At 70.3% G+C, this 17095-nt stretch carries 17 protein-coding genes; 11 read left to right on the top strand and 6 right to left on the bottom strand.

Features of this window, described 5'->3' with window-relative positions; translation table 11 throughout:
• Window positions 1-45 precede the first annotated feature (45 nt).
• The 7 genes from ACZ4IF_RS29125 (at window position 46) to ACZ4IF_RS29095 (ending at window position 8561) form a co-directional block, all read left to right on the top strand.
• Window positions 46-1101, top strand: a complete 1056-nt coding sequence (locus tag ACZ4IF_RS29125) for a BMP family lipoprotein (protein WP_467568020.1) — start codon at window positions 46-48, stop codon at window positions 1099-1101.
• Window positions 1102-1399: 298 nt separating this feature from the next.
• A complete protein-coding gene (locus ACZ4IF_RS29120) occupies window positions 1400-2449 on the top strand; it encodes a BMP family lipoprotein (protein ID WP_467568017.1) in 1050 nt (349 codons plus the stop codon).
• Between the two features lie 287 nt (window positions 2450-2736).
• Window positions 2737-4404, top strand: a complete 1668-nt coding sequence (locus tag ACZ4IF_RS29115; RefSeq protein WP_467568015.1) for an ABC transporter ATP-binding protein — start codon at window positions 2737-2739, stop codon at window positions 4402-4404.
• A complete protein-coding gene (locus ACZ4IF_RS29110; RefSeq protein ID WP_359493706.1) occupies window positions 4404-5528 on the top strand; it encodes an ABC transporter permease in 1125 nt (374 codons plus the stop codon). Before ACZ4IF_RS29115 ends, ACZ4IF_RS29110 begins: the two co-directional genes overlap by 1 nt.
• Window positions 5525-6790, top strand: a complete 1266-nt coding sequence (locus ACZ4IF_RS29105) for an ABC transporter permease (RefSeq protein ID WP_359493710.1) — start codon at window positions 5525-5527, stop codon at window positions 6788-6790. The genes ACZ4IF_RS29110 and ACZ4IF_RS29105 overlap by 4 nt, the downstream gene beginning before the upstream one ends.
• Window positions 6787-7200, top strand: a complete 414-nt coding sequence (locus ACZ4IF_RS29100) for a cytidine deaminase (RefSeq protein ID WP_467568012.1) — start codon at window positions 6787-6789, stop codon at window positions 7198-7200. The genes ACZ4IF_RS29105 and ACZ4IF_RS29100 overlap by 4 nt, the downstream gene beginning before the upstream one ends.
• A gap of 77 nt (window positions 7201-7277) precedes the next feature.
• Window positions 7278-8561, top strand: coding sequence for a thymidine phosphorylase (locus ACZ4IF_RS29095; protein ID WP_359493715.1), 1284 nt, complete (start codon window positions 7278-7280; stop codon window positions 8559-8561).
• Between the two features lie 57 nt (window positions 8562-8618).
• On the opposite strand, the gene ACZ4IF_RS29090 is transcribed toward ACZ4IF_RS29095, so the two are convergent.
• Window positions 8619-9539 carry an AEC family transporter gene (locus ACZ4IF_RS29090; protein WP_467568009.1) on the bottom strand — a complete coding sequence of 307 codons (921 nt, stop codon included), beginning with the start codon at window positions 9537-9539 and terminating at the stop codon, window positions 8619-8621.
• 122 nt (window positions 9540-9661) lie between these two features.
• Between ACZ4IF_RS29090 and ACZ4IF_RS29085 the strand changes: the two genes are divergently transcribed.
• Entirely contained in the window at window positions 9662-10048 is a 387-nt protein-coding gene (locus tag ACZ4IF_RS29085; protein WP_467568007.1) for an STAS domain-containing protein, read from the top strand.
• Here the strand turns inward: ACZ4IF_RS29085 and ACZ4IF_RS29080 are convergent.
• Together ACZ4IF_RS29080 and ACZ4IF_RS29075 are read right to left on the bottom strand one after the other, a co-directional pair.
• Complete coding sequence (locus tag ACZ4IF_RS29080) at window positions 9941-10948, bottom strand: sigma-70 family RNA polymerase sigma factor (protein WP_467568005.1); 1008 nt, start codon at window positions 10946-10948, stop codon at window positions 9941-9943. The genes ACZ4IF_RS29085 and ACZ4IF_RS29080 overlap by 108 nt on opposite strands.
• A gap of 237 nt (window positions 10949-11185) precedes the next feature.
• Window positions 11186-12484 carry an MFS transporter gene (locus tag ACZ4IF_RS29075; protein WP_467568003.1) on the bottom strand — a complete coding sequence of 433 codons (1299 nt, stop codon included), beginning with the start codon at window positions 12482-12484 and terminating at the stop codon, window positions 11186-11188.
• 65 nt (window positions 12485-12549) lie between these two features.
• Here ACZ4IF_RS29075 and ACZ4IF_RS29070 point away from each other — a divergent pair, with 65 nt between their 5' ends.
• Window positions 12550-13500 carry a LysR family transcriptional regulator gene (locus ACZ4IF_RS29070; RefSeq protein ID WP_467568001.1) on the top strand — a complete coding sequence of 317 codons (951 nt, stop codon included), beginning with the start codon at window positions 12550-12552 and terminating at the stop codon, window positions 13498-13500.
• 139 nt (window positions 13501-13639) lie between these two features.
• Here ACZ4IF_RS29070 and ACZ4IF_RS29065 read toward each other — a convergent pair whose 3' ends face one another.
• Entirely contained in the window at window positions 13640-14404 is a 765-nt protein-coding gene (locus tag ACZ4IF_RS29065) for an alpha/beta hydrolase (RefSeq protein WP_467567999.1), read from the bottom strand.
• Window positions 14405-14517: 113 nt separating this feature from the next.
• On the opposite strand from ACZ4IF_RS29065, the gene ACZ4IF_RS29060 reads away from it, so the two are divergent.
• Together ACZ4IF_RS29060 and ACZ4IF_RS29055 are read left to right on the top strand one after the other, a co-directional pair.
• Complete coding sequence (locus ACZ4IF_RS29060; protein ID WP_467567997.1) at window positions 14518-15672, top strand: adenosine deaminase; 1155 nt, start codon at window positions 14518-14520, stop codon at window positions 15670-15672.
• A 139-nt stretch (window positions 15673-15811) separates the two neighbouring features.
• Complete coding sequence (locus ACZ4IF_RS29055) at window positions 15812-16165, top strand: ATP-binding protein (RefSeq protein ID WP_345656359.1); 354 nt, start codon at window positions 15812-15814, stop codon at window positions 16163-16165.
• Between the two features lie 77 nt (window positions 16166-16242).
• On the opposite strand, the gene ACZ4IF_RS29050 is transcribed toward ACZ4IF_RS29055, so the two are convergent.
• Window positions 16243-16443 carry a PspC domain-containing protein gene (locus ACZ4IF_RS29050; RefSeq protein ID WP_095936224.1) on the bottom strand — a complete coding sequence of 67 codons (201 nt, stop codon included), beginning with the start codon at window positions 16441-16443 and terminating at the stop codon, window positions 16243-16245.
• Window positions 16444-16534: 91 nt separating this feature from the next.
• Window positions 16535-17086 (bottom strand): VanZ family protein, encoded by a 552-nt coding sequence (locus ACZ4IF_RS29045; RefSeq protein WP_467567994.1) that lies wholly within the window; start codon window positions 17084-17086, stop codon window positions 16535-16537.
• Window positions 17087-17095: the final 9 nt, after the last annotated feature.

Here is a 17095-nt window from a genome sequence, read left to right as displayed (position 1 = left end):
GAACTCAGCACCCACTGCGGGGCTTTGGAGAATGGGGAACTTCAGATGCGTCGGATATCCAGCCTGACCCGCGTCGCGGTGGGGGTCGCGTCGCTCGCACTCGCCGCCACGGCCTGCGGCGGCACCAGCAATGACAGCGACAAGAGCAGCGGCGACAGCAGCAAGACCGGCAAGGGTCTCGCCATCGCCTACGACGTCGGCGGCAAGGGCGACCAGTCCTTCAACGACGCCGCGTACGAGGGCCTGAAGAAGGCGAAGGCGGAGTTCAAGTACGCCACCGCCGACATCGAGCCCACCGACGGCGAGACCGACGCCGACAAGGAGCAGCGCCTCGCGTCGCTGGCCAAGCAGGGCTACAACCCGGTCATCGGCATCGGCTTCGCCTACGGTCCCGCCCTGGAGGCGGTGGCCAAGAAGTACCCGAAGACCAGCTTCGGCATCGTCGACTCGGTCGTCGAGGGCGACAACGTGGCGTCCCTGGTCTTCGCCGAGCAGGAGTCCTCCTACCTCGCCGGCGTCGCGGCCGCCAAGGCCACCAAGTCCAACACGGTCGGCTTCGTGGGCGGCGTGGACATCCCGCTGATCCACAAGTTCGAGGCGGGCTACAAGCAGGGTGTCCAGGACACCAAGCCGGGCGTCAAGGTCCTCTCCCAGTACCTGACGCAGACCGCCGAGGAGGGTGGCTTCTCCAGCCCCGACAAGGGCAAGGCCGCCGCCGAGGGCCAGATCGAGAAGAAGGCCGACGTCGTCTACCAGGCGGCCGGCCTGTCCGGTCAGGGTGTGATCGAGGCCGCCGCCAAGGCGAAGGTGTGGGCGATCGGCGTCGACTCCGACCAGTACCAGCAGGAGGCGCTCGCCAAGTACAAGGACTACATCCTGACCTCCGCGCTCAAGGACGTCGGCGGTGCCGTGTACTCGCTCGCCAAGTCCGTCAAGGACGGCAAGCCGCTGACCGGCACGCAGACCTTCGACCTGAAGGTGAACGGCGTCGGCCTCGCCGACAGCAACCCGAAGATGGCGGAGATCTCCGGCCTCACCGACGCCGTGGCCAAGGCCAAGGAGGGCATCGTCGGCGGCTCCATCAAGGTCAAGACCGAGTAGTGACCGCACGGGCGCGCTGAGGCTCGCCTGAGCCGGAACCGGCGAATGTGGTCGAAGTTACACAGAGCGGGCGGGCACCCATGGTGCCCGCCCGCTCTCGTGCGTCCCGCGCAGGTCACCCACCGCCACAGCGCCTTTGCGTTCGGCAAGTCTCCGCACGGCGCGCGCGTGGTGTCGGGCACAGCCGGATAACAAGGTGGACAGAAGGGGTTTTCTAGTTGGTCTACGCGCGTTAATCTGCGGCGAAGCCAGCGCCGAAGCTGAACCGTCAGGCGCTTGTACGACAGGAGCACAACACATGCGCCGGGTTACCCGCATCGCGCTCGCAGGTACTGCGACCGCCTCTCTCGCCCTCGCTCTCTCCGCCTGTGGCGGCACCTCGACCTCCAGCTCGTCCTCGGACAGCAAGGGCGACAAGGGCCTCGCCATCGCGTACGACGTCGGCGGCAAGGGCGACCAGTCCTTCAACGACGCCGCGTACGAGGGCCTGAAGAAGGCGAAGGCGGAGTTCAAGTACGCCACCGCCGACGTCGAGCCCACCGACGGCGAGACGGACGCGGACAAGACGCAGCGCCTGGTCTCGCTGGCCAAGCAGGGCTACAACCCGGTCATCGGCATCGGCTACGCCTACGGCCCGGCCATCAAGGCCGCCGCGGAGAAGTACCCCGACACCACCTTCGGCATCGTCGACGACTCCACCGTCACGTCGAAGAACGTCGCGGACCTGGTCTTCTCCGAGCAGGAGGCCTCCTACCTCGCCGGTGTCGCGGCCGCCAAGGCCACCAAGTCCGACACGGTCGGCTTCGTGGGCGGCGTGGACGTTCCGCTGATCCACAAGTTCGAGGCGGGCTTCGAGCAGGGCGTCAAGGACACCAAGCCGGGCGTCAAGGTCCTCTCCCAGTACCTGACGCAGACCGCCGAGGAGGGCGGCTTCTCCAGCCCCGACAAGGGCAAGACGGCCGCCGAGGGCCAGATCGAGAAGAAGGCCGACGTCGTCTACGCGGCGGCCGGTCTGTCCGGTCAGGGTGTCATCGAGGCCGCCGCCGCCAACAAGGTGTGGGCGATCGGTGTCGACTCCGACCAGTACCGGCAGGAAGCGCTGGCCAAGTACAAGGACTCGATCCTGACTTCGGCGACCAAGAACGTGGCGAGTGCTGTATACAACCTTGCCAAGTCGGTCGAGGACGGCAAGCCGGAGACCGGTATCGTACGGGGCGATCTGAAGACCGGTGAGGTCGGCCTGGCCGATTCCAACCCGGAGTTCAAGAGCAACAAGGCGATCCAGGACGCCGTCAAGGCGGCCCAGGAGAAGATCGTCAGCGGCGAGATCAAGGTCAAGACCAGCTGACGAGCAAGACCTCAGGAGCAGCCACGCGGCCCCGAGGACGTACAGGCGCGACCCCCTGCCGCCCGGCACGGGAGCGCACCTGTCCTGCCTCGGAGCCGCTTGGTAACCGCGGGGTTACGTCCGCTCAACGGGATACGAGGAGTCTGGCTCCCCGTATCCCGTTCTCGCGGGGCGTGGCCCCCTTCGTTGCCGTAGGGGCGCTACGCGCGTAGACGACCCCCTTTCCCTCAGGAGAGTGCGCCATCAACGCGTCCAGCAGCCCTCCGGCCGGCGCGGTCAACGGTCAGGTGACCGCTGTCGAACTCGCCGGGATCACCAAGCGGTTCCCCGGTGTCGTGGCCAACCACGACATCCACCTCAGCGTCCGCAAGGGCACGGTCCACGCTCTGGTCGGCGAGAACGGTGCCGGCAAGTCGACGCTGATGAAGATCCTCTACGGCATGCAGAAGCCGGACGAGGGCACCATCGCCGTCGACGGCGAGCAGGTCACCTTCTCGTCGCCCGCCGACGCCATCGTGCGCGGCATCGGCATGGTCCACCAGCACTTCATGCTGGCCGACAACCTCACCGTCCTCGAGAACGTCGTCCTGGGCAGCGAGAAGCTGTACGGGATCGGCGCCAAGGCCCGGCGCAAGATCAAGGAGATCTCCGACCGCTACGGCCTGGGTGTCCGCCCCGACGTCCTGGTCGAGACCCTCGGCGTCGCCGACCGCCAGCGCGTGGAGATCCTCAAGGTCCTCTACCGCGGCGCCCGCATCCTGATCCTGGACGAGCCCACCGCCGTGCTCGTGCCGCAGGAGGTCGACGCACTCTTCGACAACCTGCGCGAGCTCAAGGCCGAGGGCCTGTGCGTCATCTTCATCTCGCACAAGCTGGGCGAGGTCCTGTCGGTCGCCGACGACATCACGGTCATCCGCCGCGGGACGACGGTCGGCACCGCCGTCCCCTCCGAGACGACGCCCCGCCAGCTCGCCGAGCTGATGGTCGGCAGCGAGCTGCCCACGCCGGAGACCGCGGAGTCCACCGTCACGGATCAGCCGGTCATCCAGGTCAAGGGCCTCACGGCCTTCGCCAGCGGTGGCGCCTCCCTCGGCGACCTCGCCGAGCCGACGCCGGACAGCGGCCTGGTCGCGGAGGACAAGGCCGAGACCGCCGACGCGGTCAAGCGCGTCCTCGACGACGTCACCTTCACCATCCACGCGGGCGAGGTCATGGGCATCGCCGGCGTCGAGGGCAACGGCCAGACCGAGCTCATCGACGCGCTGATCGGCCTCAAGCGCGCCGACTCCGGTTCCGTCACCTTCCTCGGCGAGGACATCACCGCCTGGGCCACCCGCAAGCGCCGCGAGCAGGGCATCGGCTACATCCCCGAGGACCGCCACCGCCACGGTCTCCTCCTGGAAGCCCCGCTCTGGGAGAACCGCATCCTCGGTCACGTCACCGAGAAGCCCAACGCGAAGGGCGTCTGGCTCGACATCAAGGGGGCCCAGGAGGACACCAAGCGGATCGTCAAGGAGTACGACGTCCGCACCCCCGGCATCGAGGTCACCGCCGCCTCCCTGTCCGGCGGCAACCAGCAGAAGCTGATCGTCGGCCGCGAGATGAGCCACAACCCGAAGTTCCTGATCGCCGCCCACCCCACCCGCGGTGTGGACGTCGGCGCACAGGCGCAGATCTGGGACCAGATCCGTGCGGCGCGCCGCGAGGGCCTGGCCGTGCTGCTGATCTCCGCGGACCTGGACGAGCTGATCGGCCTGTCCGACACGCTCCGGGTGATCTACAACGGCCGGCTCGTCGCGGACGCCGACCCGGCCACCATCACCCCGGAGGAGCTCGGCTCGGCCATGACCGGCGCCGCCTCCGGACATCTCGAGAACGAAGAGCTCGCAGCGCAGGCGGAGCTCGAAGAGCACGCCGAAACCCCGGCAGACGCCCCGGAAGACGAGGCCCGCTGATGAAGAAGTTCGACAAGGAGCGCCTGCTCCTCGCGGTGGCCGGGCCGGTCATCGCGCTCGTCGTGGCCGTGGCGCTGACCTCGGTCGTGCTGATCGCATCGGGCAAGAACCCGATCGAGCCGTACTCGATCATGTTCGAGCAGGCCACGTTCTCCGACATCCAGGTCCTGATCGTCAACCAGGCCTCGCTGTACTACATCGCGGCCCTCGCGGTGGCCATCGGCTTCCGGATGAACCTGTTCAACATCGGTGTGGACGGGCAGTACCAGCTCGCCGCCATGATGGCCGCGGTCGTCGGCGCCCACGTCGCGCTGCCCGCGGCGCTCCAGCTTCCGCTGCTGATCCTGACCGCGGTCTTCACCGGCGCGTTCTGGGCCGGCATCGCCGGTGTCCTCAAGGTCACCCGCGGCGTCAGCGAGGTCGTCGCGACGATCATGCTCAACGCGATCGCGACCTCCGTCATCGCCTACCTGTGGCTGCCCAGCGTCTTCGGCGTCAAGGTCGGCAACAACAACACCACCGGCGAGATGCACGAGTCCGGCTGGGTGCCCGGCTTCAACATGGGCGAGGCCGGAGAGATCTACGGCCTCGTGATTCTCGCCGTCCTCCTCGGCATCGGCTACTGGGTCGTCCTCAACCGCACCCGCTTCGGCTTCGACCTGCGCGCCTCCGGCGCCTCGGAGAGCGCCGCCTCGGCCAGCGGTGTCGACCCCAAGCGCATGGTGCTCACCGCCATGCTCGTCTCCGGCGGCATGGCCGGCCTCGCGGGCCTGCCGATCCTGCTCGGCGACACGCACACCTACAGCCTGAACTTCCCGACCGGCATCGGCTTCCTCGGCATCGGCATCGCGCTCCTCGGCCGCAACAGCCCCGTGGGCATCGCCTTCGCGGCCCTGCTGTGGGCCTGGCTCGACAAGGCGTCGCCCGAGCTGGACTTCCACGGGTACGACAAGGAGATCGCGGTCATCATGCAGGGCCTGATCGTGATCGCGGTCGTGGTCTCGTACGAGGCCGTGCGCGAGTGGGGTCTGCGCCGTCAGCAGCGCCGTGTCGGCGCGGAACTCGCCGCGGGCCACGTCCTCGGCGCCGCCAACAACACCGAGAAGGAGGTGGCTGGCCGATGACCACCGCAACCGACGTCAACCAGCCCACGCTGCAGCCCGCGGCACCCGGCAGCCGCCGGATGTCGCTCCCCGTCCTCCTGCTGGTCATCGCGGGCGCCCTGGCGCTGACCTCGATCGTCCGCATCATCACGGGCGCCGACGGCATCACCAACGTCAGTCAGATGTCGACCGCGCTCCAGCTGGCCGTCCCGATCGGCCTCGCCGGTCTCGGTGGCCTCTGGGCGGAACGCTCGGGCGTCGTCAACATCGGCCTCGAAGGCATGATGATCCTCGGCACCTGGTTCGGCGCCTGGGCCGGCTACCAGTGGGGTCCGTGGACCGGTGTCCTGGTCGGCATCATCGGCGGCGCGATCGGCGGCCTGCTGCACGCGATCATCACCGTCACCTTCAACGTGAACCACATCGTCTCCGGTGTGGCCATCAACATCCTGGCGCTCGGTGCCACCCGCTACCTCGCCCCCCTCGCCTTCGAGGGCGTCCAGGGCGGCTCGGCCAAGCAGTCCCCGCCGGTCGAGTCCCTCGGCCACTTCACGGTGCCGGGACTGTCCGACTGGCTCAGCACGCTCAACTCCAAGGGCTGGTTCTTCCTCTCGGACATCGCGGGTCTGCTCGGCGGCCTGGTCACCAACGTCTCCTGGCTGACCCTGATCGCCGTCGCGCTGATCCCCGCCACCTGGTGGATCCTCTGGCGTACGCCCTTCGGTCTGCGCCTGCGGTCCTGCGGCGAGAACCCGATCGCGGCCGAGTCGCTGGGCGTCAACGTCTACAAGTACAAGTACCTGGCGGTGATCATCTCCGGTGGCCTGGCCGGCCTCGGCGGTGTCTTCCTGTCGATCGTCGCCAACCCCTTCTACCTGGAGGGCCAGACCAGCGGCCGCGGCTACATCGGTCTCGCCGCGATGATCTTCGGCAACTGGATGCCGGGCGGACTCGCCATCGGCGCGGGCCTGTTCGGCTACACCGACAGCCTCAACCTGCGCGGCGGCGCCGAGAATGTCCACGCGCTGCTGCTCCTCGGTGCCATCCTGCTCGTCATCGGCGCGATCTGGTCGGTGGTCAAGAAGAAGTACGTGACCTCCGCGATCACCTTGGCCGTCGGTGTGCTCGTGTTCCTCTGGTACTCCCTCACCGACGAGGTGCCGAACCAGATCGTCTCGGCCACGCCGTACGTCATCACCCTGCTCGTCCTCTCGCTCTCGGCGCAGCGCCTGCGGATGCCGAAGGCGGACGGCATGCCGTACCGGAAGGGACAGGGCAAGTGACCGCCGCCGGCGCGGGGTCCCCGGGCTTCGACTGGGAGGCTCTGCGGGCCGTCGCGCGGGACGCCATGTCCCGCTCGTACTCCCCGTACTCGGGCTACCCGGTCGGCTGCGCGGCCCTCGTCGACGACGGCCGGACGGTCTCCGGCTGCAACGTCGAGAACGCCTCGTACGGGCTCGGGCTGTGCGCCGAGTGCGGTCTGGTCTCCCAGCTGCAGAACACGGGCGGCGGCCGGCTGACGCACTTCACATGTGTCGACGGACAGGGCGAGATCCTCGTCCCGTGCGGACGCTGCCGCCAGCTGCTCTTCGAGTTCGGTGGTCCCGAGCTGCTGCTGGAGACCCCGGCCGGAGTCCTGCCGCTCTCCGAGATGCTGCCGCAGGCCTTCGGGCCCGGCCATCTCGCCCAGTAATTCCCGCGGCCCCTCCCGGTCCTGTGATCTCCTGATCCCGCCGGGAGGGGCCGCCCATTTTCTTCGGAAGGAAAGCCATGGCCATGGACGCCGTCTCCGTCATCCGCACCAAGCGGGACCGCGGTGAGCTCAGCGACGCGCAGATCGACTGGGTCGTCGACGCGTACACCCGCGGCGAGGTCGCCGACTACCAGATGGCCGCGCTCAACATGGCGATCCTGCTCAACGGCATGAACCGCCGCGAGATCGCCCGCTGGACCGCGGCGATGATCGCCTCCGGCGAACGCATGGACTTCTCCTCGCTGTCCCGCCCGACGGCCGACAAGCACTCGACGGGTGGCGTCGGCGACAAGATCACGCTCCCGTTGGCGCCCCTCGTGGCAGCCTGCGGTGCCGCGGTCCCGCAGCTGTCCGGACGCGGCCTCGGCCACACCGGCGGCACGCTCGACAAGCTGGAGTCCATCCCCGGCTGGCGCGCGCTGCTGTCCAACGAGGAGATGCTGGACGTCCTCGACACGACCGGCGCGGTGATCTGCGCGGCGGGCGACGGTCTGGCCCCCGCGGACAAGAAGCTGTACGCGCTGCGCGACGTGACCGGCACGGTCGAGGCGATCCCGCTGATCGCCTCCTCGATCATGTCGAAGAAGATCGCGGAGGGCACGGGCTCGCTCGTCCTGGACGTCAAGGTCGGCACCGGCGCCTTCATGAAGACCATCGAGGACGCGCGGGAGCTGGCGTCCACGATGGTGGGCCTCGGCACCGACCACGGGGTGAAGACGGTCGCGCTGCTCACCGACATGTCGACGCCGCTCGGCCTGACCGCGGGCAACGCCCTGGAGGTCCGCGAGTCCGTGGAGGTCCTGGCGGGCGGCGGCCCGGCCGACGTCGTCGACCTCACCGTCGCCCTCGCGCGCGAGATGCTCGACGCCGCCGGCATCAAGGACGCGGACCCGGCGAAGGCGCTGGCCGACGGCTCCGCGATGGACGTGTGGCGCCGCATGATCGCCGCGCAGGGCGGTGACCCGGACGCCGCGCTGCCCGTCGCCCGTGAGCAGCACGTGGTGACCGCCCCGGCCTCCGGCGTGCTGACCCGTCTCGACGCGTACGACATCGGCATCGCCGCCTGGCGCCTCGGCGCCGGCCGCGCCCGCAAGGAGGACCCGGTGCAGGCCGGCGCGGGTGTGGAACTGCACGCGAAGCCGGGGGACACGGTGACCGCGGGCCAGCCGCTGCTCACCCTGCACACCGACACCCCGGAGCGCTTCGAGTACGCGCTGCAGGCGGTCGACGGTTCGTACGACATCGCGGACGCCGGCACGGACTTCGCGGCGACGCCGATCGTGCTCGACCGGATCGCCTGACCGGAACGACCCCGACGGGGCCGGCGCTTCGGCGCCGGCCCCGTCGGCGTTCCGGCGTCAGCCCAGCACGGCGGCGATCACCACGAGGACCGGCACGGCGAGGATCGTCGACAGCAGGATCGACTCGCGGGCCAGGGTCTCGCCGACCCGGTAGCGCGAGGAGTAGGTGAACAGGTTCTGCGCGGCGGGCAGGGCCGAGGTGACCACCACGTCGAGCAGCGGCGCGCCGTGCAGTGCGAACAGGCCGACGGCCAGCGCCCAGGCGGCGAGCGGCTGGCCGACCGCCTTCAGCGCGACGGACAGCAGCACCGGATGCCGGTCGAATCCGCGCCCCGGCATGCTGCTGCCGCACAGCGATATGCCGAACGCCAGCAGCACCGCGGGCACCGACATGCCCCCGATCAGCTGGAGCGGGTCGAGGATCGGTCCCGGCACGGTCAGACCGCTCGCCGACACCGCGACCCCGCCGAGCGAGCCGACCGCGATGGGGTTGCGCAGCGGGGTGATCAGCCGCTGCCACAGGGGACGCCTCTCGCCGCCCCCGGTGAGGTCGAGAACGGTGAGGGCGATGGGGGTGACCATGATCTGCTGGAACAGCAGCACGGGAGCCACCAGCGAGGCGTCGCCGAGCACGTACACGGCGATCGGGATGCCCAGGTTCCCGGAGTTGACGTAGCTGGAGCAGAGCGCGCCGATCGTCGTGCGGCCCACGCCCCAGCGGCGCGCGACGCCGACCGCGACGAACACACCGGCCGCCGCGGCCGTGCTCATCGCCGTGACCAGCAGGCGGCTGGAGAAGATGACCGACAGGTCGGCCTGCGCGAGCGTCGTGAACAGCAGTGCGGGGGAGGCGACATGGAAGGCGAGCTTCGTCAGCACCTCCCGGCCGTTGTCCCCGAGGTGGCCGCGCCGGCCGATCACGTACCCGACGCCGATCACCACGGCGATGACCGCGAAGCCCGTCAGCACCCCCTGCACGGCACCTCCCCGGCGGTGAGGAAGCCGTCGGCCATCGCGGGAGGCGCTGATTCTTGGGGCATACACCTAACCCTCCGGGGAAGGCTGGGCGCAGGTCAATGTGATCCTTTACGGACTACGCGATGAGTTCCCCGTTCCCGATCGGTCTACTGACTGTGGATTCCACGACACCCGCCGTACTCGTGCTGCCAGGACTCGTCACCAGGGACGAGGTGCCCCGGCTCTGCGACGAACTGCTCGCCCGGCTGAAGGTGGCCGGGGGCGGGGTAGTGGTCTGTGACGTCGCCGGGATCGGTCCGCCGGGGCTGGCCGTCGTCGACGCGCTGGCGCGACTGGAGCTGACCGCCCGGCGCGCTGGGGGCCGCATACGTCTTCGCGACCCGGACCCCGCGCTGCGCGGTCTACTCGCCCTGGTCGGTCTCCGCTTCGAGACGGAGGGGGAGCCCGAAGAGCGGGAACCAGCGGGCGGTGTCCAGGAAGCAATGGAAACCGGCGATGCGTCCCTTTGAGATCTCCAGCACCTGAACCGCCCAGGGCGTGAACCCGCCCTCCTCCGGGTCGGGCTTGTACTGAGCGAAGCCGGGCAGGCCGTTCACCTCGACCGGCACCAGCCGCGAACCCTCGCACGCGGCGCCCATGGTCGTCATGAATCCGGTGATGTCGTCCGTGCCGCGCAGCCACAGGTCGAACGGCGGCATCGTCATGATCGCGTCCTCGTGCAGCAGCGCCGTCAGCGCCGTCATGTCGTACCCCTCGAACGCGGCCACATAGCGCTCCAGGAGCTTGCTCTGTTCCTCGTCGAGCGGGTCGGACACGGCGGCGTCGGCGCTCGCCGCGTCACTGTCGGCGAGCGTCGCGCGGGCCCGCTGGAGCGCGCTGTTGACCGATGCGACCGAGGTGCCGAGGAGCTCGGCGACCTCGCTCGCCTTCCACGCGAGGACCTCGCGCAGGATGAGCACGGCACGCTGCTTGGGCGGCAGTTGCTGGAGGGCCGCCATGAAGGCGAGGCGCACCGACTCCTTGGCGACCGCGGCCTCGGCCGGGTCGGCGGTGGTCGGGAGCACACGCGCGTCGGGGACCGGCTCCAGCCATGTGTTGTCCGGGCGGGGGGTGAGTGCCGCCTGGGCCAGCGGCGAGGGGGCGGAGAGGTCCATGGGACGAGCCCTTCGGTTGCCCGCGTTCAGCATGTCCAGGCAGACGTTCGTCGCGATGCGGTACAGCCAGGAACGCATCGAGGAGCGGCCCTCGAACTTGTCGTAGCTCCGCCAGGCGCGGACCATCGTGTCCTGGACCGCGTCCTCGGCCTCGAAGGAGGAGCCGAGCATGCGGTAGCAGTAGCCCGTCAGCTCGACCCGGTGCTTCTCCAGCCGGATGTCCAGGTCTGTCGTCGTCGCCGTACCGTCGCTCATCGCCAACCCACCCCTGAGGCTGTTCCGTTCCGCGCGTCGTCGCGCCAGCACCTCGGAAGCTACCGCAGCCCACTGACAATGGCCCCCGGAGTGGACGAACCCGCAGCTCGGAAGGGGTCCGGCTGCGGGGCTCACGGGTGTCCCGGGGGCTTCGTCCACGGAACCACGCAGCGGCGAGGAAAGCCTCGTCCTCGGTCGCCGGACCGGCCGGGACTCCCCGGCGCGGGGCCGCGGACCTCAGTGGGCCGTGGCCGCCGTGCGGGTGTGGGTACGGGCCGCGTGGGAGCCGAGGAGGGTGATGGTGACGACGCCGAGGACGGCGAACAGGCCGAGGGCCACGGTCCCCGCCCAGCCTCCGGCGTGGAAGGCGACCGCCCCGAGGGTGCTGCCGGCGCTGGACCCGATGTAGTACGCGGACTGGTAGAGCGCGGAGGCCTGGGCACGCCCCCGCTGAGCGGTGTGGCTGACGGACGACGACGCCACGGCGTGCCCGGCGAAGAAGCCCGCCGTGATCAGGACCAGCCCGGTCAGGACCGTCGCCAGCGAGTCGGCCAGGGAGAGCAGGAGGCCCGCGGTGGTCGTGCCGCCCGCCAGGTACAGGGCGCCCCGGCGGCCGAGCCGGGTGACGAGCCGGCCCGCGGTCGACGCGGACACGGTACCCACCAGGTAGACGAGGAAGATCGAGCCGACGATGCCCTGCGGGAGGGAGAAGGGGGCGTCGGTCAGGCGGTAGCCGATGACGGTGTAGACGCCGCCGAACACCGTCATGAACAGCGCGCCGATCGCGTACAGCCGGCACAGCAGGGGGTTCGCGAGGTGGTCGCGGACCGTACGGGCCAGCACCCGCGGCCGCAGCGACCCGGGTGTGAAGTGCCGGGGCGCGGGGAGCAGCAGCCGGAACGCGATCGCGCAGGCCACCGCGATCACTCCGATCGCGCCGACGGCGACCCGCCAGCCCCATTCCTGCGCGACCCAGCCGGTGATGACCCGGCCGCTCATCCCGCCGACGCTGTTGCCCGCCACGAACAGGCCGATCGCCGTGATCAGCGCCTTGGGGCGGACCTCCTCGGCCAGGTACGCGGTCGCCGAGGCCGGGAGCCCGGCCAGTGCCGCGCCCTGCACCGCGCGCAGCGCGACCAGCGCGCCGATCGAGGGGGCGAAGGGGACCAGCAGCCCGACCGTCACCGCCACCGCCAGGGACGCCGTCATCAACGTACGTCGTCCGAAACGCTCCGACAGGGCGCTCATGGGCAGGACGAAGAGGGCCAGTGCGCCGGTCGCGGCCGACACCGTCCAGCTCGCCTCACTCGCGGTGACCCCGAAGTCCGTGGAGACGAGGGGGAGGAGGGCCTGGGTGGAGTAGAGGAGCGCGAAGGTCGCGACGCCCGCCAGGAAGAGGGCGAAGCTCATCCGGCGGTATCCCGGCCCACCCGGGGCCATGCGGGTGTCGGCCCCGGAGACGGGCGCGGAGGCGGCGGAAGCGGACGGAGTGGCGGCGTCCAGGGTGGTGGACGCCCCGGTACTGGCGGAAGGCATACCTCGAAACTAAGCAGCCGCAGCTCATCCGTCCAATGCATGGAATCGTCATAATCGTTCCTGTGATGCATGAGAAGAGGTCAGAGACGCGCCTGTCACCGTCCAGTGACACAGAAGACATCGCGGCGGTGCTCGCGCCACGCCTCGCGCACTTCGCCGGGGTCGCCCGCATCGAGCATGTGACCCGGGCCGCCCAGGAGATGCAGGTCCCGCAGTCGACGCTGTCGCGGGCCATGGTGAGGCTGGAACAGGACCTGGGTGTCGACCTGTTCGCCCGCCGCGGCCGTACGGTGTCGCTGACGCCGGCGGGCCGCACCTTCCTCGCCTCCGTCGAGCGCGCCCTGTCCGAGATCGAGCGCGCCGCCGACGAGGTGCGGGCGGACGCCGACCCGGCCACCGGCAAGGTCGCCTTCGGCTTCCTGCACACCATGGGGTCGGAGACCGTTCCGGGACTGATCCGCGCCTTCCGCGCCGATCACCCCCGCGTCCGCTTCAGCCTCGTCCAGAACTACGGCGAGGCCATGCTGGAGCGGCTGCGCTCGGGCGAGCTGGACCTGTGTCTCACCTCGCCCGTGCCGGACGCGCCCGATCTGGTGGCCCGCCGTCTCGACGAGCAGAAGCTGCGGCTCGTGGTGCCGGCCGATCACCGGCTCGCCTCCCGCAGGCGCATCCGTCTCGCCGAGGCCGCGGACGAGACCTTCGTGACCCTCGAACCCGGCTACGGGCTGCGCCGCATCACCGACGACCTGTGCCGGGAGGCCGGCTTCAAACCGCGGATCGCCTTCGAGGGGGAGGAGACCGAGACGCTCCGCGGGCTGGTGGCCGCCGACCTCGGCGTGGCCCTGCTGCCGCCGCCGGCCGTGGCCCGGCCGGGGGTCGTCGAGCTCACCGTCACCGCTCCGCGCGCCGTGCGCGAGATCGGGGTGGCCTGGCTGGGCGGCCATCCGGACACACCGCCGGTGGCCGCGTTCAAGAGGTTCCTGTTGTCCCGGCGGGGTCATCTCCTGCCGGACTGACCGAGCGCCCGGCTGCCGCACGGCATCCCGCGCGGCGCCCCGCCGGTACCCGGCCTGCGCCTCGCCCGCGCCCCGGCCGGGAGCCCGCGCACGCTCCGGGCCGACGGAGACGGCAGGGACGGCAGGGACGGCAGGAACCTCAGCGCCGCCTCAGCGACTGCCCGAAACCCGCCGCCAGCGGCATCCGCAGACCCAGCGGCGGCGGCGCCGCCAGCGCGTCCTCCACGGGCCGGGAGAAGGCGTGCCCGAACAGCGTGCCCATCACGAAGTCCTCGGCCAGGGCGAGGACTTCGCTCCGGTACTGGTGCAGCGCGTGTCCGTCGGCGTGGACCTCGAAGCGGCAGATGTCACGGTTGGCCTTCTTCGCGCGCGCCGCGAGCCGGAAGGACAGCTCCGGGTCGGTGCGTTCGTCGTTGGTGCCGTGCACGATCAGCACCCGCCGGCCGGCCAGCTGCTTCACCGGTTCGGGTGGCGCCGCCACGCCCTCCTCGGGCAGCCAAGGGGCCAGCGCCAGGACGGAGTTGACGGCGGAGTGACCCGCCGAGCGCAGCGCCGCCCGGCCGCCCATGCCGATGCCGGCGAGGCAGACGGCGACGTCACCGTAGCGGCGTACGACCTCGTCGACGGCCCAGGAGGCGTCGCGCGCCAAGTGCGCCTCGCTGCCGTTCCAGCCGCGAAACCGGTAGTGCACCACGTGTGTGACCAGACCGTCCGCCTGTCCGGCGCGGGTGAGGCGGCGCCCCAGTGCCCGGACCGAGGCGGTCGCCATCATGGGGGACGGCCTGCGGGCGGAGGTCTCCTCGCCGCCCGGGAGCAGCAGAACCACTGCGCTGACCGCCGTCGGCTCCGGGCCGAGCGCCCTCCCCAGCCGGGCCGTGCGAACCGGCGTCGCTTGCTGTGCCATGACAGAACAGTGTCAGAAGCGACGGTGTACGCCACCCGTCCGCACGGTCACCGTTACGTATCGACGGCTTCGTACAACAGGAGTTCTACGCGCGTAGGGGCTACAGTGCGGAAATGACGAGCCAGATCCAGAACACGCCGAGCTCGGAACAGATCCGCCGGGCGCCCAAGGTGCTGCTGCACGACCACCTCGACGGGGGCCTGCGCCCCGACACGATCGTCGAACTCGCCGAGGAGACGGGGTACTCCGCTCTCCCCGAGACCGATCCCGACAAGCTCGGCGTCTGGTTCCGCGAGGCCGCGGACTCCGGCTCCCTGGAGCGGTACCTGGAGACCTTCGCCCACACGTGCGCCGTCATGCAGACCCGGGACGCCCTCGTCCGGGTCGCCGCCGAGTGCGCCGAGGACCTCGCCGAGGACGGCGTGGTCTACGCCGAGGTCCGCTACGCGCCCGAGCAGCACCTGGAGGGCGGCCTCACCCTCGAAGAGGTCGTCGAGGCGGTCAACGAGGGCTTCCGGGAAGGGGAGCGCCGCGCCCGGGAGAACGGCCACCGGATCAGGGTCGGCGCGCTGCTGACCGCCATGCGGCACGCGGCCCGCGCCCTGGAGATCGCGGAACTGGCCAACCGCTACCGTGACTTGGGCGTCGTCGGGTTCGACATCGCCGGTGCCGAGGCGGGCTACCCGCCCACCCGGCACCTCGACGCCTTCGAGTACCTCAAGCGCGAGAACAACCACTTCACCATCCATGCCGGCGAGGCCTTCGGGCTGCCCTCCATCTGGCAGGCCCTCCAGTGGTGCGGCGCCGACCGGCTCGGCCACGGCGTCCGGATCATCGACGACATCCAGGTGCGCGAGGACGGCTCGGTGGAGCTCGGGCGACTGGCCTCGTACGTCCGCGACAAGCGCATCCCGCTGGAGCTGTGCCCCAGCTCCAACCTGCAGACGGGTGCCGCCGACTCGTACGGTGCCCATCCGATCGGACTGTTGCGGCGGCTGCACTTCCGCGCGACGGTGAACACCGACAACCGGCTCATGTCCGGTACGAGCATGACCCGTGAATTCGAGCATCTTGTCGACGCATTCGGTTACACGCTCGACGACCTGCAATGGTTCTCGGTCAATGCTATGAAGTCAGCATTCATTCCTTTCGATGAACGACTGGCCATGATCAATGACGTGATCAAGCCTGGATATGCGGAACTGAAGTCCGAATGGCTGTTCCAGCAGACCGCCTCCACCAGCGGTTCTGCGACGCATCAGGCCTGATGGGAGGGGTCGGAAGGCGGCCGGGTCTTCACCCCATCTCCATGACTCGGCCGTTTTTCGATGTTTGCGACGCGTTGCCTCGCGTGTTTACGTTTTTGGACCGCTCACCCCGTCTCACGGATCCAAGGACGCGTTAGAAATGAAGCAGTCTGCTGCCAAGACCCTCGGTGTCGCCGCTCTCGGTGCCGCCTTCGCCGCGGCCGGCGCGGGTGCCGCCAACGCGGCGCCGGCCGTGCCGGACACCTCCGCGGCGCTGGACACGGTCACCCAGACCCTGCCCGCCGAGAACGTCGCCAAGGCGCTGCCCGGTGCCGGTGAGGCGCTCACCCAGGGGCAGAGCGCGCTCGGCACGGGTGTGGCAGCCGCACAGCCCGCGGCGGCGAAGCTTCTCGCCGACGGGCCCACCGCGCCGGTGGCCGGACTGCTCGGAGGTCTGCCGGTGCAGGGACTGCCCACCCACGGTCTCCCGGTGAACGGTCTGCCGATCGGCTGATGCCTGCCGTGTGCACAACGCCGATGGGGCGCACCCCGGTTGGGGTGCGCCCCATCGGCGCGTGCGCAGGAGGCGGCTCACCAGGCGGTGCGGGCCTTGTCCTCGGACGGGAACAGGATCCACAGCGCTATGTACAGCAGGAACTGTGGGCCGGGCAGCAGGCACGACACCAGGAAGATGACACGCATCGTGGTCGCGGAGGTGCCGAAGCGCCGTGCCAGCGCGGCGCACACTCCGCCGATCATGCGGCCGTTCGTGGGGCGGGCAAGGGCGGTCATGGTGGCTCCTTCGCGAACCGTCTCCGAGTGCCGGACCCTCCGGCCTTCGATGTCTTCGACGCTACGCGGACGAAGCGGGACAGGCCTCGCTCTACGGTGCGATCCCGACCCTGGGAATCGTCGGGGTCCGACCCTGAGCCGTGTCCTCCCGGGGAAGGGCCACGGCGTCGCGGGTCTCGGCCCGTCGGCGGAGCCGGGCACGGGCCGCGGGCACGACGGCGAGGTGGGCGAGGGCCACGCCCACCGTGTTGAGCAGCATGGAGTCGACGTCCACGACCTGCCCGGGTACGCCGGTCTGCAGGAGCTCGATGCCCAGCGAGATCAGGGCGCCCGCGGCGACCGTACGGGCCAGGGAGCCGAGGCGGGAGACGGCCAGCTTGCCGCCGGCCAGGGGAAGCAGCACCCCGAGCGGGGCGAGCAGGCCGACCCCCTCGGCGATGCGGCGGGCCGCCTCCTGGGGGCCCAGCGCGAGGTCGGCTCTGATCCCCGCGAACGGCCGCAGATTGGCGGCACTCACCCAGGGGACGTCCAGGGGGCGCAGTGTGATCCAGGCGACGAGGGCGAGGTGTGCGACGAGGAGGACACCTCCTGCCACACGGACGCGGGTCACGGCACTGCCGCCGTCTGAGCCTTGACGCTGCACGACCCCCAA

It is taken from the genome of Streptomyces sp. NPDC025784, assembly GCF_055558435.1.
This window is presented reverse-complemented; position numbering and strand designations above follow the sequence as displayed.

Coding starts and splice junctions, on each gene's coding strand:
- ACZ4IF_RS29055 (WP_345656359.1), top strand. CDS start 15,812: ATGAAGCAGTCTGCTGCCAAGACCCTCGGTGTCGCCGCTCTCGGTGCC.
- ACZ4IF_RS29125 (WP_467568020.1), top strand. CDS start 46: ATGCGTCGGATATCCAGCCTGACCCGCGTCGCGGTGGGGGTCGCGTCG.
- ACZ4IF_RS29095 (WP_359493715.1), top strand. CDS start 7,278: ATGGCCATGGACGCCGTCTCCGTCATCCGCACCAAGCGGGACCGCGGT.
- ACZ4IF_RS29105 (WP_359493710.1), top strand. CDS start 5,525: ATGACCACCGCAACCGACGTCAACCAGCCCACGCTGCAGCCCGCGGCA.
- ACZ4IF_RS29060 (WP_467567997.1), top strand. CDS start 14,518: ATGACGAGCCAGATCCAGAACACGCCGAGCTCGGAACAGATCCGCCGG.
- ACZ4IF_RS29085 (WP_467568007.1), top strand. CDS start 9,662: ATGAGTTCCCCGTTCCCGATCGGTCTACTGACTGTGGATTCCACGACA.
- ACZ4IF_RS29120 (WP_467568017.1), top strand. CDS start 1,400: ATGCGCCGGGTTACCCGCATCGCGCTCGCAGGTACTGCGACCGCCTCT.
- ACZ4IF_RS29075 (WP_467568003.1), bottom strand. CDS start 12,484: ATGCCTTCCGCCAGTACCGGGGCGTCCACCACCCTGGACGCCGCCACT.
- ACZ4IF_RS29050 (WP_095936224.1), bottom strand. CDS start 16,443: ATGACCGCCCTTGCCCGCCCCACGAACGGCCGCATGATCGGCGGAGTG.
- ACZ4IF_RS29070 (WP_467568001.1), top strand. CDS start 12,550: ATGCATGAGAAGAGGTCAGAGACGCGCCTGTCACCGTCCAGTGACACA.
- ACZ4IF_RS29065 (WP_467567999.1), bottom strand. CDS start 14,404: ATGGCACAGCAAGCGACGCCGGTTCGCACGGCCCGGCTGGGGAGGGCG.
- ACZ4IF_RS29080 (WP_467568005.1), bottom strand. CDS start 10,948: ATGAGCGACGGTACGGCGACGACGACAGACCTGGACATCCGGCTGGAG.
- ACZ4IF_RS29110 (WP_359493706.1), top strand. CDS start 4,404: ATGAAGAAGTTCGACAAGGAGCGCCTGCTCCTCGCGGTGGCCGGGCCG.